This window comes from Roseovarius sp. MMSF_3281 (genome assembly GCF_030733685.1).
Classification (GTDB): domain Bacteria; phylum Pseudomonadota; class Alphaproteobacteria; order Rhodobacterales; family Rhodobacteraceae; genus Roseovarius.
This window is the reverse complement of record NZ_JASHIM010000012.1, coordinates 49,630-65,098: the sequence shown is the minus strand read 5'-3', so window position 1 is coordinate 65,098 and position 15,469 is coordinate 49,630. Positions and strand designations below refer to the sequence as shown.

General features: G+C 60.1%; 16 protein-coding genes. 6 read left to right on the top strand and 10 right to left on the bottom strand.

Annotated elements, in window-relative coordinates; translation table 11 throughout:
• Nucleotides 1-109: 109 nt before the first annotated feature.
• The 6 genes from fdh3B to RBB32_RS12525 all read right to left on the bottom strand — a co-directional run bounded on the left by fdh3B (nt 110) and on the right by RBB32_RS12525 (nt 5,934).
• Nucleotides 110-703 (bottom strand): formate dehydrogenase FDH3 subunit beta, encoded by a 594-nt coding sequence (gene fdh3B, locus RBB32_RS12550; protein ID WP_306153057.1) that lies wholly within the window; start codon nt 701-703, stop codon nt 110-112.
• A 12-nt stretch (nt 704-715) separates the two neighbouring features.
• Entirely contained in the window at nt 716-3,754 is a 3,039-nt protein-coding gene (locus RBB32_RS12545; protein WP_306153056.1) for a formate dehydrogenase subunit alpha, read from the bottom strand.
• 119 nt (nt 3,755-3,873) lie between these two features.
• On the bottom strand, nt 3,874-4,065 hold the full coding sequence (locus tag RBB32_RS12540) for a ubiquinol-cytochrome c reductase iron-sulfur subunit N-terminal domain-containing protein (RefSeq protein ID WP_306153055.1): 192 nt from the start codon (nt 4,063-4,065) through the stop codon (nt 3,874-3,876).
• 50 nt (nt 4,066-4,115) lie between these two features.
• Nucleotides 4,116-4,739, bottom strand: coding sequence for a molecular chaperone (locus RBB32_RS12535; protein WP_371931055.1), 624 nt, complete (start codon nt 4,737-4,739; stop codon nt 4,116-4,118).
• A gap of 2 nt (nt 4,740-4,741) precedes the next feature.
• Entirely contained in the window at nt 4,742-5,368 is a 627-nt protein-coding gene (locus RBB32_RS12530) for a DUF3306 domain-containing protein (RefSeq protein ID WP_306153053.1), read from the bottom strand.
• The gene (locus RBB32_RS12525) at nt 5,365-5,934 is read right to left on the bottom strand and encodes a DUF3305 domain-containing protein (protein WP_306153052.1); all 570 of its coding nucleotides are present in this window, start codon (nt 5,932-5,934) and stop codon (nt 5,365-5,367) included. The genes RBB32_RS12530 and RBB32_RS12525 overlap by 4 nt, the downstream gene beginning before the upstream one ends.
• Nucleotides 5,935-6,281: 347 nt before the next feature.
• Between RBB32_RS12525 and RBB32_RS12520 the strand changes: the two genes are divergently transcribed.
• Complete coding sequence (locus RBB32_RS12520; protein WP_306153051.1) at nt 6,282-8,240, top strand: 4Fe-4S binding protein; 1,959 nt, start codon at nt 6,282-6,284, stop codon at nt 8,238-8,240.
• Here RBB32_RS12520 and RBB32_RS12515 read toward each other — a convergent pair.
• Complete coding sequence (locus RBB32_RS12515; RefSeq protein WP_306153050.1) at nt 8,234-8,986, bottom strand: hypothetical protein; 753 nt, start codon at nt 8,984-8,986, stop codon at nt 8,234-8,236. The genes RBB32_RS12520 and RBB32_RS12515 overlap by 7 nt on opposite strands.
• 61 nt (nt 8,987-9,047) lie before the next feature.
• Between RBB32_RS12515 and RBB32_RS12510 the strand changes: the two genes are divergently transcribed.
• From RBB32_RS12510 to RBB32_RS12495, 4 genes are read left to right on the top strand one after another with little or no spacing between them, the layout of a single operon-like run.
• Nucleotides 9,048-9,251, top strand: a complete 204-nt coding sequence (locus RBB32_RS12510) for a DUF6494 family protein (RefSeq protein WP_306153049.1) — start codon at nt 9,048-9,050, stop codon at nt 9,249-9,251.
• 2 nt (nt 9,252-9,253) lie between these two features.
• A complete protein-coding gene (gene apbC / locus RBB32_RS12505) occupies nt 9,254-10,315 on the top strand; it encodes an iron-sulfur cluster carrier protein ApbC (RefSeq protein WP_306153048.1) in 1,062 nt (353 codons plus the stop codon).
• Entirely contained in the window at nt 10,312-11,019 is a 708-nt protein-coding gene (locus tag RBB32_RS12500) for a biotin/lipoate--protein ligase family protein (protein WP_306153047.1), read from the top strand. The genes apbC and RBB32_RS12500 overlap by 4 nt, the downstream gene beginning before the upstream one ends.
• Nucleotides 11,016-11,495 carry a DUF6505 family protein gene (locus RBB32_RS12495; protein WP_306153046.1) on the top strand — a complete coding sequence of 160 codons (480 nt, stop codon included), beginning with the start codon at nt 11,016-11,018 and terminating at the stop codon, nt 11,493-11,495. The genes RBB32_RS12500 and RBB32_RS12495 overlap by 4 nt, the downstream gene beginning before the upstream one ends.
• 1 nt (nt 11,496) lies before the next feature.
• Here the strand turns inward: RBB32_RS12495 and RBB32_RS12490 are convergent, their stop codons facing one another.
• From RBB32_RS12490 to RBB32_RS12480, 3 genes are all read right to left on the bottom strand, one after another.
• Nucleotides 11,497-12,306, bottom strand: a complete 810-nt coding sequence (locus RBB32_RS12490) for an MBL fold metallo-hydrolase (protein ID WP_306153045.1) — start codon at nt 12,304-12,306, stop codon at nt 11,497-11,499.
• A 70-nt stretch (nt 12,307-12,376) separates the two neighbouring features.
• Nucleotides 12,377-12,997, bottom strand: a complete 621-nt coding sequence (locus tag RBB32_RS12485; protein ID WP_306153044.1) for an enoyl-CoA hydratase/isomerase family protein — start codon at nt 12,995-12,997, stop codon at nt 12,377-12,379.
• Nucleotides 12,994-13,743, bottom strand: a complete 750-nt coding sequence (locus RBB32_RS12480; RefSeq protein ID WP_306153043.1) for an SDR family oxidoreductase — start codon at nt 13,741-13,743, stop codon at nt 12,994-12,996. The genes RBB32_RS12485 and RBB32_RS12480 overlap by 4 nt, the downstream gene beginning before the upstream one ends.
• Nucleotides 13,744-13,873: 130 nt before the next feature.
• Between RBB32_RS12480 and RBB32_RS12475 the strand changes: the two genes are divergently transcribed.
• A complete protein-coding gene (locus RBB32_RS12475) occupies nt 13,874-15,409 on the top strand; it encodes a DUF2125 domain-containing protein (RefSeq protein WP_306153042.1) in 1,536 nt (511 codons plus the stop codon).
• Nucleotides 15,410-15,469 lie beyond the last annotated feature (60 nt).

Genomic DNA, 15,469 nt, shown 5'->3' with positions numbered 1-15,469 from the left:
CTGTTTCAAGAATTAAAAGGGCCAGCCAGACGGGCGATAGATATATCGCCCGTCTGTTTGTCAAAGGCATGAGGCGCGCAAGGCCGCGCGCCTCCCGATCCATCCGGGATCAGCCGCCTTTTTGTTCGTAGGCCGTACCCCAGCCCCAAGCGCCGGTACCGAAACCGCGCGCGACAACACGCTCGCGGTAGATGGCCGATACGACGTCACCGTCACCGGCCAAAAGCGCCTTGGTCGAGCACATCTCGGCACAGATCGGCAATTTGCCTTCCGCGATCCGGTTGCGCCCATACTTCTGGAACTCGGCTTGGGAATGGTTTTCTTCGGGGCCACCGGCACAGAATGTACATTTGTCCATCTTGCCACGGCTGCCGAAGTTGCCTGCCTGCGGATATTGCGGCGCCCCGAAGGGGCACGCGTAGAAGCAATAGCCACACCCGATGCAGAGGTCTTTGGAGTGCAGAACCACCCCTTCCTCGTTCTGGTAAAAGCAATCCACAGGGCAGACCGCCATACAGGGTGCATCGGAACAGTGCATACAGGCGACCGAGATCGACCGTTCACCGGGTTTACCATCTTCGATGGTGACAACCCGACGGCGGTTGATACCCCAAGGCACCTCATGCTCGTTTTTACAGGCAGTGACACAAGCGTTGCATTCGATGCAGCGTTCGGCGTCACAGAGGAATTTAGCTCTAGCCATATCTGTTTCTCCTTATGCTGCGCTGATCTTGCAGAGAGTCGCCTTGGTCTCCTGCATCTGCGTGACCGAGTCATAGCCATATGTCTGGGCAGTGTTTGTCGATTCACCCAAGACATAAGGATCGGCACCATCGGGATACTTGTCCCTCAGATCCGCGCCCTGGAAATGACCACCGAAGTGGAAGGGCATAAAGGCAACGCCCTCGCCCACCCGTTCGGTGACCATGGCCATGACCTTGACCTTGCCGCCCTCGGGCCCTTCAACCCAGACATCGCTTCCATCCCGCACACCAAGGTTATTGGCGTCGCGAGTGTTAATCTCGACGAACATATCCTGTTGCAGCTCCGCCAACCACGGGTTCGACCGGGTTTCATCCCCGCCGCCCTCGTATTCGACCAAGCGACCGGAGGTCAGGATAATCGGATAGTCCTTTGAGAAGTCCTGCTTCTGGATGGAGGCGTACATCGTCGGCAGACGATAGAACTTCCGATCTTCATAGGTCGGATAATCCGCCACCAGATCACGCCGGTTGGTATAGAGCGGCTCGCGATGGAGCGGCACCGGATCGGGGAACGTCCAGACCACGGCACGGGCCTTGGCATTGCCGAAAGGTGCACAACCATGCTTGATCGCGACCCGCTGGATACCGCCCGACAGGTCGGTCTTCCAGTTGATACTCGAAGCCTTATCGTTGAAATCGGATGGGAAAGGCGACATCGACTGTTCGCCGACCTCCTCGCTGCTTCCCTGCTCACCGCCGGATTGACTGAGGCCAGCGGTATCGCCGTCATCGCTTTCACCGAGAGCATCCATTGCCTCGATCCCGGCAACGCGTCCGATCACCCGCTTTTCTTCCGTGGTCAGGTCGCTGTCCCAACCCAGGTCAACAAGCATCTGGTAGGTAAATTCAGGATAACCGTCCTGGATTTCCGACCCTTGGCTATAGACACCTTCAGCCAGCAGGTTATCGCCGTCACGCTCCACCCCGAACCGGGCGCGGAAGGTCAGGCCACCTTCGGCCACCGGCTTGGACATATCGTAAAGGTTCGGCGTACCCGGATGGTTCATCTCGGGTGTACCCCAGCTTGGCCACGGCAAACCATAATAATCGCCGTCTGCCGGGCCACCCACGGCCTGCAATGTCGTGCGATCAAAGGTATGCTGGTTGGCCATATGCAACTTGAGCCGTTCAGGCGATTGCCCGGTATAGCCGATGGTCCACATCCCCTTGTTGATCTCACGCAGGGTATCTTCGATATCCGGGGTTACTCCGTCATCCTCAAGTGCGATGTTACGGAACAAACGGTCGTGGAAACCGAATTTTTTGGCGAAAAGACCGATGATTTCCTGATCCGGCTTCGACTCGAACAGCGGGGCAACCACCTGATCGCGCCACTGAAGCGAACGGTTCGACGCCGTGACCGATCCGCGGGTTTCGAACTGCGTTGCCGCCGGCAGCAGGTAAACCCCGTCGGTACGATCATGCAGCACCGCCGAGACAGTCGGATAAGGATCGACCACGACAAGCAGGTCGAGCTTTTCCATCGCCGTCTTCATCTCGGTCATACGGGTCTGCGAGTTGGGCGCGTGCCCCCACAGAACCATACCCCGCACCCGGTTGGGCTGATCGGTATTTTCAGGATCTTCCAGAACGCCGTCGATCCAGCGGGAAACCGGAATCCCCGTCAGATTCTGAAGCGATTTATCCTTGCCGTTCTTGTCCTTGACGGTCTGGAACTGAGCCGCAAGCCATTCGGGATCTTCTTGCCAAACACGGGCCCAGTGACCCCATGCGCCTTTCGACAGGCCATAGTAACCCGGCAGGGTATGGCTCAGGACACCAAGGTCCGTGGCCCCTTGCACGTTGTCGTGGCCACGGAAGATGTTTGTGCCGCCGCCCGATGTCCCCATGTTGCCAAGGGCCAGTTGCAGGATGCAATAGGCACGGGTGTTGTTGTTGCCGTTGGTATGCTGGGTGCCACCCATGCACCAGATCACGGTGCCGGGGCGGTTGTTCGCCATGGTGCGCGCAACGCGCTCAAGCTGGCTGCCCGGCGTGCCGGTGACGCGCTCGACCTCTTCAGGGGTCCACTTGGCCACTTCCTCGCGGATTTGGTCCATGCCCCAGACACGGGTGCGGATGAACTCCTTGTCTTCCCAGCCGTTCTCGAAAATGTGCCAGAGAAGGCCCCAGACAAGCGCCACGTCGGTGCCCGGCCGGAACCGGACATATTCATCGGCATGTGCCGCCGTGCGGGTAAAGCGCGGGTCGCAGACGATGAGCGGGGCGTTGTTTTGCTCCTTGGCCTTCAAAACGTGCAACAGCGAAACGGGGTGCGCCTCGGCCGGGTTGCCGCCGATGATGAAGATGGCCTTGGAATTGTGGATGTCGTTGTAGCTGTTGGTCATGGCGCCGTAGCCCCATGTATTCGCTACGCCTGCAACGGTGGTCGAGTGACAGATCCGCGCCTGGTGATCCACGTTGTTCGTGCCCCAGTAGGCGGCGAACTTGCGGAACAGGTAGGCCTGTTCATTGTTGTGTTTGGCCGATCCCAGCCAATACACGCTGTCCGGGCCGCTTTCGTCGCGGATCGACATCATCTGATCGCCGATCTCGTCGATGGCCTGTTCCCAGCTGATGCGCTTCCACTCACCGCCTTCTTTCTTCATCGGGTATTTCAGGCGACGCTCACCATGGGCGTGTTCCCGGACAGATGCGCCCTTGGCGCAGTGAGACCCAAGGTTGAAGGGGCTGTCCCAACCGGGTTCCTGCCCGACCCAGACACCGTCTTGCACCTCGGCGATGACCGTACAGCCGACCGAGCAATGCGTACATACGGATTTTACTGTTTCGACAGCGCCATCCGCTGCCGTGGCCGCATTGGCCTTGGTTACGGTGCCACCTGTGGCCCCGATCGCGGCAAGGCCACCGATGGCCAGACCGCTGCCGCGCAGAAACGCGCGGCGGTCGACGGATGTCCCGGCGACCTCAGACAGGATACTTGTCCGCTGGGGGCGTCTCGCAACCCCGTTGGTCTTTTTCCTAAGCATGTTTTCATCTCCTCCCGAGCTGTGCCCCGGATCAGGGCGTGCTGGGTACTAAGGTTATCCACTGAACAGTCGGGCCAATTGCAACCAGTCGTCAGCGGGTCGAGTGACTTCGTCCGGCCTCAGAACCGGGCGGAATCAAGGTAGGCGCGCGTATGCGCGGTGTCCTGCATCCGTTCGGATGACAGGTCGGGCTCGGCGGCTTCGGCCTGCCCACCAGTCGCTGTCGTCACGACCGCGACCGCGGGCGCGCCGGTGGCGGCCAGTTTGAGAAAATCGCGGCGGCTGGTGCCGTCCTCAACTTTCTTCGACATGAGAGTCCTCCTCTCTGGTTATGACGGGCAAGCCCGCCGGTTAGTGCGGATCACTCCGCGCTCATCCGAAAGCCCTCGGCCTCGATCTCCATGAACACCCGGCCAACAGCGCCGACCGGGGCATAGAATACCGAGTTCTTGGCGGCTTCCAAATCCGTGAAAAAGTGACCGGCCCAAGGGCCGACATGCTTGTTGAAGAAGCTCTTCTGATCGGCCAACGAGGCAGGCTTGCCAAAGCGGCCCCGGATCATCCCGGCCATCATCTCCATACAAGACGCGATATTGTCTTCGGGTTCGTAAACATTTTCCGCCCGCGTCATGCCCCGCGCGGCCATGTCCCGCCGCAGTGCTGCAAGCGGTTTTTCATTCAGGAACCCGGTCAGGTAGTAACTGGCATAGGGCAGCAACTCCCCGCGCCCCAAACCGATGAAGAGGGCATTAAACTCACGTTCGGTCGCGACCGGTTTGATATGCCGCGCTACACGCGAAAGAGCACCTATCGCTGTACCCAGATCGCCCTCGTCGCCACTCAGGGTCTTGGTCTTGTCCAGCAAGGCCTGATCGGGCGGTCCGGCAAGAAGAACACCAAGGAAGTCATAAAGGTCAGCGCGAAGCCGATCTTCTTCGGCTATGCTCTCAGACACGTTCGGTTTCTCCATGACTGTCTCGCTCATACTCATGCTTGGGCACCCGCCTTGGCATCGAAGGAAAACCGCATCCGGCGGCGCGGTGGCACCTGATACGATGGCTCCTCCTCGGCTTCGACATCGGTGCGGCAAGGTTCCGAGATGCACTCGTTTTCCGGCGCAATCTCATGCTCATCCTCGACAGCGTAAACCCCGGTTTCCTCATCTGCGTCAAGCAGCACAGGTGCTTCCTCAGCCTGCTCTTGCGCTTCGGCCTGACGCGCCAGTTCTTCGACATGCTTCAACATGCCTTTGCCGACCTGATAAGCCGTTTGCAGGTTCTCAACGACGGTTGCGCCATCGGTGAAATCCTCACCGTAGTCCAATAGCCCGTCCAGATTGGAAAGCGCCGGATTGGATAGCCATAAGCGCCGCAAGGCGCGGCGGCGTATGCGGTCGGGCACGGCCTTGGCCATGAAAGCCTTGAAATCATCGCCCAGCTCAAGCGTATCGGGATCGGGCAAGCCGAGGTCTTCCAACACCTCTTCGTCGGATTTTTCCTCAAGCGCGGCATCGCGAGCAGCGGCATCGCGCGCTTCGGCGGCGCGCAGATCGTCCTGCTGCTCCTCCAGCACCTTGGCCTTGCGGCGCGACCAGAAATCGCTGCGGCGGCTCAATTCATCCTCCCTTTCCGCATCTGCGGCGCGGTGTAGACATCATTCAGCTGTGGAATGCGCGGATCGCCGACACCATGCTCAACACGGTCAGTGCGAATGCGATCGCGGCGGCGTTTCTTGAACTCTTCCTCGACATGGTGGGTCTCGACAAATTGCTGCACAAAAGCAATCAGCCCCTCTGTCATAGGCACCTTCTCGATGATTTCCTCACCACTGTCGGCATAATCCTGCGCCTCGTAGGGCGAGGCCGTCACAAGCAACGCATCCAACGGGGGGCCATCGACATTGTCGCTTTCGCGTAAAACCACGTAAATCGAGGGCGTGCGTGCCGCGAGGCCGTGAAGGTAGGCATCGGTTTCCGCGCCATGCAATTCCAAAAGTAAGGTCGAGGCGTGATATTCGACGGCATCGCCCTCGCGGCGCATTTCACGCCAATCGGCATCGGATGCTCCGGGCAATACGGCAACAGCCTTCCACGCCCACTTGGCCCAACGGGTTGCACCCGGCGTGCGCCGGATCACCACGCCAAGTGGCAAGACCTCGTACCGTGCCGGATTGTGAACCACTCCGATCCTCCCCAATTTCGGATATTCCCAGACTGGTACAGTTTTCAGACCACACAAAGCGAAAACTGCATTATGTGGCGCACAATCGGCACAGAGGGTCAGTTTGGGCAGGCCCCCATGCCACAGCGGGCACGATCGGACAAAAAGTCCCAGCCGAACGTCGTGAGCATTTCTGAACCCGCCGGGGGATCAGCGCCAAATTGGGAATCGCCTGCCTTCTCGGCGGCGTCCGACCTGTACAAAAGAGCGCGCAAATCCTGTTTACGACTGCTGCGAATCATGTGTAACCTTGCCCTCCACCGGTGCGATTTACGCTGTGTTATCACTCGGACGACAACAGGAATGCCATGGCTAAGCGTTTGATTTTGTGCAATTGTTCTGGAACACAAGTTCTTGACTCAGGGGCACTCGAAGCGGCTACCGGATTGGCCTGCTCCAAGGTCCATTCGGCCCTATGCACCACGCAGACCGACCTGACCGCCAAGGAGATCGCAAGCGAAGACGCGATTATTTGTTGTCAGCAAGAACAGCGTATTTTCGACGATATCGCCGCCGATATAGGGGTCCCGCCCCCCGCTGTTACCGATCTCCGCGACCGGGCCGGATGGAGTGACGACCCCCGGTCGAAAATACCCAAAATGGCCGCATTGCTGGCCGAAGCAACCCTGAATTCGCCTGCGGAAAAGACAATTGACGTGGTTTCGGAAGGGATTTGCCTGATCATCGGCGCTTCGGATGTGGCCATCAGCGCGGCTGAAAAACTCGCGCCCATCCTGAGTGTAACAGTGCTTTTGACGGATGACGCAGCCCCCCCTGAAACGAGGGCTTTCGACGTGATCCGCGGTCACCTCAAGCAAGCGACAGGCGCCTTGGGACAGTTTCAGTTGCGGATTGACGGCCTGCAACAGGTCAACCCGGCAGGACGCGGTGATCTGACTTGGACAGCCCCGCAAGACGGGGGGCAAACCGAATGCGATGTGATTTTGGACCTGACCGGAGGAACGCCCCTGTTCCCGGCCCCGCAAAAGCGCGAAGGATATGTCCGGTCCGACCCTGGAAGCCTGCCCGCCGTCGCCGATGCCATTTTGGAAGCCTCGCAACTTATCGGCACCTTTGAAAAACCGCTTTATGTGGCGACAGAACCTTTGCTTTGTGCCCATTCGCGGGCCGAAAAGACCGGCTGCACCAAATGCCTTGATTTGTGTCCCACTGGCGCGATCAGCCCCGATGGAGATGACGTCAGCATCGATCCGATGATCTGTGCGGGCTGCGGGGCCTGTGCCGCGCGCTGTCCTTCGGGCGCTATTACCTATGATGCACCATCCCCCGACATGGTGTTCCGCCGCATTCACACGCTTGCCTCGAGCTATCGTAAAGCGGGCGGCGGCACCCCGCGCCTTCTGGTGCATGACAGCGACTTCGGTCGCGAGATGATCGCGCTTGCCGCACGGCATGGGCGTGGCCTTCCAGCGGATGTGATCCCGCTCGAGGTACCGGCGCTTTCGGGCTTTGGGCATGCCGAAATTCTTGCTGCGCTTGCCTCGGGCTTCGCCGATGTGAAGCTTCTGCTTGCGCCCACGACCGAACGCGACGCGCTTGACCAGGAAATCCCACTGGCGCAGGCCATGGCAGGGCCTGAGAAAGTCGCGCTGCTGGATTTGGCCGACCCCGACGCACTTTGCGATGCGCTTTACGGTGCCGATGACGCCCCGGCCCATTGCGAGGGGCCGATCCTGCCCATGGGCAGCCGCCGCCAAGTCGCCCGGCTCAGCGCCAAGGCCCTGCATGAGCCCGACGAGGTTCTGCCCCTTCCCGAAGCTGCGCCCTATGGCGCGGTTCTGGTCAACACCGATGCCTGCACCCTGTGCCTGTCCTGCGTGTCACTTTGCCCTTCAGGCGCCCTAGTGGATAACCCCGACATGCCGCAACTGCGCTTCCAAGAGGATGCCTGCTTGCAATGCGGGCTATGTGCCAATGTCTGCCCCGAAGACGCGATCAGCTATGAACCGCGCATGAACCTTGCCGATGAAGCCTTGACGCAAGTCGTTCTACATGAGGAGGAACCCTTCGCCTGCATCGAGTGCGGCAGCCTGTTTGGCGTGAAATCCACCATCGAAAAGATCACCGAAAAGCTGGCTGGAAAGCATTCGATGTTCGCCAACGAGGGCGCTGCCCGCATGATCCAGATGTGCGACAATTGCCGGGTCAAGGCGCAGTTCCATTCGCAGGATAACCCCTTCTCAGGCGGCGAACGTCCACAGGTGCGCACAACCGACGACTACTTCAGCAAACGCCGAGATCACTGATGTTGCAACGGGGCACCAAGGTCGGCGGGCTCCATGGCCGAGACATAGGCCAAGATCGCCTCAAGATCGCCCAATGTCATCTCAACGGGGATGATCGGCGACGGGCGGTCGATGGGAAAGGCCGGTGTCACGTCCTCGACCTGCGTAAAGGCCGGGTGCGGATTGTTCGCATAGAAGGTCTGAAACCGGCGGTCCCAATCCCGCATGGCGCGCAACACGAAAAACGAAGGGGTCGATCCGATATCGTTCATCCGTTCACCGGGATCGACAACATGGCACCGCCCGCACAGATCAACCGAAAGTGCCTTGCCAAGCACCGCGTCGCCCTCGAAGGACACCGCCGCAACCTTGGCCTTGCGCGATCGAGGCAGGGAAAAAGGCGCGCTTCCATCGACTTCGAAACTTGTGATCGTCCGCTTGCCGATCTTTCCTGTCAGCCAATCGGAAAGTCGCGCGGTTCCCTCGTTTTCGGTCACAACCATCAGGCTCCACGTCGCGTTCGGCCCCTGAAACACCGCCGTTCCGGCGTCTTGGTTGGTCAGCACAAGGTCGGCCTGTGCGTGTTCGCTGACAACCTCGACATGCACCCCGGTTTTAAGCGAAAATCGCGGCAGAACGTATTGCAAAAGCCCGCTGTCCTGCAACGCCTGCGGCGCGGCGAGTCGCAGATCATCTGCCGCCCGCCCCTTGCCCGCCGCGAAGGGTAGGATAAGTACAAGACTGAGCAGAACGACAAACGGGCGCATGGAACACAGGGTAGAAACCCAAGCGTCCTTGCGTCAATGATCTTGAAGAAAGGAAGACGAAATGAGCGACGATATCAGCGAGTTCAACATGTCGATGCGCAAGTTCCTCAAGCAGGTCGGCGTGACCTCGCAACAGGCGATTGAGGAGGGACTGCGCCAAGCCGGTGATACCGAGGGCCGCGAATTCAAGGCCAAGGTGGTTCTTACCGTCGAAGGACTGGACATCGAACATGAAGTCACCGGCGTGATTAAAGGGCAAGGCTGACCGTGGCAGTAACAAGAGAGAGCGTTCTGGAAGCGCTCAAGCAGATCACCGACCCCATCAGCGGATCGGATATCGTTTCGGCAGGCGTCACGCGCGGCCTGAATGTCGAAGGGCAAACCGTGCGTTTCGTGATGGAAATCGACCCGGCCAAGGCGAATGCCTATGAACCTGTACGCGATACCGCCGAAGCCGCCATCAAGGCCCTTGGCGCAACCGAGGTTTCGGCGATTCTCACGGCCCATAGCGCCAAGGCCCCGCCCGACCTCAAACCCCAGAAAAAAGCCGAGCCACAAGGCCCGGAACGGGTGCCCGGCGTCAATCACATCATCGCCATTGCCAGCGGCAAGGGCGGCGTGGGCAAATCCACTGTGTCGGCCAACCTCGCCTGCGCACTTGCCGCCGAAGGGCGGCGCGTGGGCCTTTTGGATGCCGATGTTTACGGCCCCAGTCAGCCGCGCATGATGGGTGTATCCGGTCGCCCGGCCAGCCCCGATGGCAAGACCATCCTGCCGATGCGCAACCATGGCGTTACCATGATGTCCATCGGCCTGATGACGAACGAGGATCAGGCCGTTGTTTGGCGCGGCCCGATGCTTATGGGCGCGCTGCAACAGATGTTGATGCAGGTACAGTGGGGCGCTTTGGACGTGCTGTTGGTCGACCTGCCCCCCGGCACGGGTGACGTGCAGATGACCCTTGCGCAGAAAACCGTGGTGGACGGCGCGTTGATTGTATCCACCCCGCAAGACGTGGCCTTGCTTGATGCGCGCAAGGGGATCGACATGTTCAACCAGTTGAACGTGCCGGTGCTTGGCATGATCGAGAACATGAGCACGCATATCTGTTCCAGCTGCGGGCACGAAGAACATGTCTTTGGTCACGGCGGCGTCAAGGCGGAATGCGATAAGCTGGGCGTGCCGCTTTTGGCCGAGGTGCCCTTGCATATCGATATTCGCGTGGCAGCCGATGGCGGGGCGCCAATCGTGGTGTCGAAACCCGAGGCGCCGCAATCGCAGGCCTTCCGCGATATCGCCAAGCAAATGGTGGCACAGGGGGTCGCATGAGCGCACCGGCCTTCCCCCCCCTGATGTCGGGCCACCCGGTGGATGCAGGGATCGACCCGTTCGAGAAGGCCTGTGCCATGGCGGCACTTGGCTGTGATGCGGGGCTTATCGTCTACAACGTGGCGGCCAATCGTTTGGCCGCGGCGCTTGTCATGGCCCCGGAAGTGCCGCTTGAAAAAGCCATGGCCATGTTGCCGGCCTGTGGCGTGGGGTTTCAAAACGCCCTCGGCGCGCTTGGCCCACCCGAGGTGGCCGTGCATCTGGAATGGGCAGGCGGCCTGCGCATCAATGGGGCGGCCTGTGGACGCTTGCGGGGGATGGCCAGCACCGATGACCCCAAGGCACAGCCTGATTGGCTGGTCGTCGGGCTTGAGCTGCCTCTCGTTCTGGCAGGTGGCCAGCCGGGCCAGCGGCCCGATGAAACCGCGCTTTACGAGGAAGGCTGTGCCGATGTGGATGCCACCAATCTTTTGGAGGCTTGGGCACGGCATACCCTGAATTGGATCACCCGGTGGGACGACGAAGGCCCCCGCCCCCTACATTCCGAATGGCGCGGTCTGGCCCATGGCATCGGTGAAGACATAGTGCAAAACGCTCAAAGCGGAACCTTCCTTGGGGTGGACGAAGATTTTGGCATGCTGCTGCGCAGGGATGAACAAACCGCGCTGATCCCCCTTAGCAGCGTATTGGAGCAAGACAGATGAAACTGGCCCGTGCGATTCATTTCGACGAAAGCGACACCCGCGTTTACGCCAACCCCGCGCGCACCGGCGAATGGTGCATCTCGGGCGGGTTCGAGTTTTCCAACTGGTCCGACGGGGATTTGGCCGGCAAACAGCGCCAAGCCTTCGCCAATGGCTGGCTTGGGTGTGAGACCTTTGGCCGGGTGACCTTCGTCGCCGTGACGCAAATAGAAGAGTCCGAGCGCAGCGCGCTGTCACAGGCCCTCGCGCAGCATTTCGTCGATATCTACGGCGCGCCCAGTCTTGAGGCCGCCCGCCCCGTGGCCGATGACGAAATCGCCCATATGATCGACATGTGCGAAGATCACGCGCCTAACACCCTGCTGACCGTCGCGCGGGAACTGACCGAATCCGGTGTGCGCGAAAGTTTCCGCGTGATCGAAGCCCAAGATGCGGGGCTAGAGCAATTCGCGATCCACGGGTCGCTGGACGAATAGGTCAGTCGCGCAGGTAAGACGGGCGTAGCACCATGATCGTCGGGTCATCGGGAAGATTGCGTAGGGACACCGTAAGCGCGCTTTCGCCTGTATCAATGATCCGAAACTCATCCTCCATGCCCGCCAGAAAACGGCCAAGTGAGCCATCGGCAAACCAATGCATCGGGATGACGATCCGCGCCTTCAGGCGGCGCAGGACGTTCATCATGTTTTCAAGCGGCATGGTGTACCCGCCATCCACCGGCGCCATGACCACATCCATCCGACCAAGGGCCGCGTATTGCTCGTCACCGGGTTCGTGATGCAGGTGGCCCAGATGGCCAATGCAAAGACCCGCCGCCTCGAACACGAAGATCGAATTCCCCTTGGGTTCAACCCCTCCATAAGAACGGATATCGGTAGGCACATTGCGAATGACCATGCCGCCCAGATCGACATGATGATCCGCCCCCTCCCCGAAGTCACCCCAGCCTCGCAAAACATGCGGAATGGCCGGATCGGGGTTGGGCGTCCAGTGGGTGGAATGGGCGTGGTTCATCGTTACCACGTCGGGGATGAAATCGACGTTGCCGATGAACCCGGTGAAATCCGTGACCGCCGAAAGCCCGTCCTCGCTTTGAATCAGGAAGGACGCATGGGCGATATACTGCAGCCGCACCGAGAACTCAGGCACCGGCGCGCGGAAACTGGCCTTTTGCACAAACTCAATACCGGGCGTGTTTTCTGCAATGGCAATGCAATGACTGGGGCGGCGCTCCTGTGCCTGAAGGCCCGTGGCCATCGTCAGTAAAAGCAAGACAACGCGGATCATGGCTTTCCCTCCTTTGACGTAAAGGAAAGGTAGCACATGATCCCGACAAGTCAGCTTTTTCCATAAAAGCTCAGGGCGCGGGGCGGCACATCCCTTTGATCGTGGCCGCGTGTACGGCGTCAGCGCTCAAGGTATCGCTGGCGATCTCGCGCACGTTCGACAGAAGCTCCTCGCCCGGCACGACCCGGTCGAACAGCCCCCACGACAATGCCTCCTGATCGGTCACTTTCTGCCCGCCCATCAAGATCATCTTGGCCCGCGACGGGCCGATCAATCGGGTCAGGCGGCCAGGGTCCGAGGGCTGCGGCAGAAAGCCCAGCTTCATCACCGGGTAAAAGGCTTTGGCCCCCTGCGCGGCGATGCGCAGATCACAGGCCAGCACCATCCCCATGGCCCCACCCGCAACCGTGCCATTCAACGCGGCAACCGACAGCCCCGGAAAGCCGGCAATGGCCGACGAAAGACGCTCCCAAACGGCAGAGGTGGCAAGCCCTGCGCGCGCCGCCTCAAGATCGGCCCCGGCGGAAAACACCTTTCCCTCCCCGGTCAGGACCAGAACGCGCGCCGCTTCATGGGCCGCCTCGGCGATACGGGCCAGTTCCACAAGCATATCTTCGGTCAATGAATTGGCCTTGTCGGGGCGATTGATGGTGGCCACCCACAGCCCGTTGTCCTTGTCCAGATTGATCATATCAGTCCTACTTTCTTTCGAATGCCTTCATCCCGAAGGCTGATTTCCTGGCCCATATAGGCATCCCCATCGGGGCCACACATCCACAGCAGCGCCTTGGCGGGCCAATCGGGCGGGATGTGATCGGACCAGTCCAATTGACTGACCGGATTAATGCCACTGTCCTTGATCTCGTGCTGCATGTCGGTCGCGACGGTGCCGGGCGACAAGCCCATGATCCTCAGACCATGTTCCACCCCCTCTTTATGGGCGCACATGGTCAGCATCGCGGCGCCCGCCTTGGAGGTGCAGTAATGGCTCCAGCCTTCAAGCGCGTAATGCGCGGCACCGGAACTGATCGTGATGATCGTGCCGCCCCCGGCGTCCTGCATGACCGGCATGGCCGCGCGCATGCCGTTGTAGACCCCTTTGAGATTGATGTCGATGGCGTGGCTCCAGGCCTCGGGGTCCGAGTTGGCCAGATGCGAGATCGGCTCAATCACACCGGCATTGCCAATCAGGACATCCAAACCGCCAAAGGCCTTGATGCAGGCGTTCACCGCGGCCTCCACTTCCCAGTAACGGCTCACATCGCAGGGGATCGCTATCGCGGTTTTGCCGATGTCGCCGGCAAGATCGGCAATAGCGTCCCGATTTCGGGCCACAAGCGCCACATTTGCGCCGGCCTCGGCAAAGACATGCGCCGTGGCCGCGCCGATCCCCTTGCTTGCCCCGGTGATGAGAACCGTTTTTCCCGTCAGATCCATTTTCCCACCTCTGGTTGCTTTGGCCCAAGTGGTAACCCCCTGCGCCGCCCGGGTCCAGTCAGAACACCCCTTGACCCCGCCGAACAGAGAGCCGAAGCTTGGCCCAAGATATTCTGGACAAGAGGCCATCATGACAGTTTCGATCCGCACAGCGACCTCGGCGGCCGCAATTACAATTTTCATCACGAATTCCGCAGCTTATGCCGATGTTTCGGCCGCAGACGTTTGGCAGGATTGGTCCGGCTACATGGCCGGGTTCGGCTATCAGGTGTCGGGCGATGAATCGCAATCGGGCGACACGCTGACCATTGAGAATGTCAGCTTGACCATGGAAGTCCCCGATGGCGATGAGGGCACTGGGTCTGTGGTCACGGACGTGGGGCAACTGCAATTTCGCGAGAACGGCGATGGGACGGTCTCCGTTCTGCTGCCGGAGGTCATGCCGATCAACGTGTCGTTCACGGGGTTGGAAGACATGGAAAGCAGTCTGGCCATGGAGTACCGTACCACGGGTCTGGATTTTGTCGTTTCGGGCGATCCCAAGGCGATGACCTACACCTATTCCGCCGAGCAAATGACCATGGCGCTCGTCGATATCGTGGCCGAGCCCAATGACGTTGAATTCGGTGCGGCCGAGATGACGATTGAAGCCTTGCAAGGGCAAGCGGATGTCACGAACGATGGCACCCTGCGCAGCACCGACGGCAGCATGACAAGTGGCCCGGCGGCCTATACCCTTGATATGACCGACGCCGACAGTGGCGAGCGCATTCAAGTCTCCGGGACACTTAACGATCTTGCCTACAGCGGGTCGGCCAAGACCCCCGTGACAGAAAATGCCATGGATATGGCGGCCCTGCTTGAAGCGGGCTTTGACATGGTCGGACAGTTTCAGCACGGCGGCGGGTCTTCGACGTTTTCGGTCACCGAAGGTGATGAGACCATGACCGGCAACAGCCAGTCGGAAAGCGGCGAATTGGAAGTGGCGATGAGCCAGAACCAGCTTCGCTATGGCGGGACTGCGAAAGGGTTGGATATGTCCTTCAGCGGGGGAGAAATCCCCTTTCCCATTGAAATTGCTATGGAAACATCGGCCTTTGGCTTGACCATGCCGGTCAGTGGAAGCGAAGAGCCGCAGGATTTCGCACTGTCGGTCACCATGGGCGATTTCACCATGTCGGATATGATCTGGGCAATGTTCGACCCCAGCGAAACACTGCCGCGCGATCCGGCGACGGTGGTGCTTGATCTGGCGGGCAAGGCGAAGATGTTCGTCGACATGATGGACCCCGAAGCGATGGCCGAGGTGGAAACCGGCGACACGACCTTCGGCGAACTGGACGCGCTGACAATCAAGGACATCACCCTGCGCATGGCCGGGGCCGAATTGACCGGCAAGGGTGATTTTACATTTGATAACAGTGACTTGGAAAGCTTTGGCGGCGCACCGGCCCCCGAGGGTGAAGCCGACCTGAAACTGGTTGGCGGCAATGCCCTTTTGGATAACCTGGTGTCCATGGGTCTGCTGCCCGAGGATCAGGCCATGGGCGCGCGGATGATGATGGGCCTTTTCGCCGTGCCGGGTGAAGGTGAAGATACCCTGACCTCGACAATCGTGGTCAATGAAGACGGTCATGTTCTGGCCAATGGCCAGCGCCTGAAATAAGGCTTTGCGGCGCGGCTCATCAGACCGCGCCGCCGCCCGGGGCATCGGCACAGGCACTGT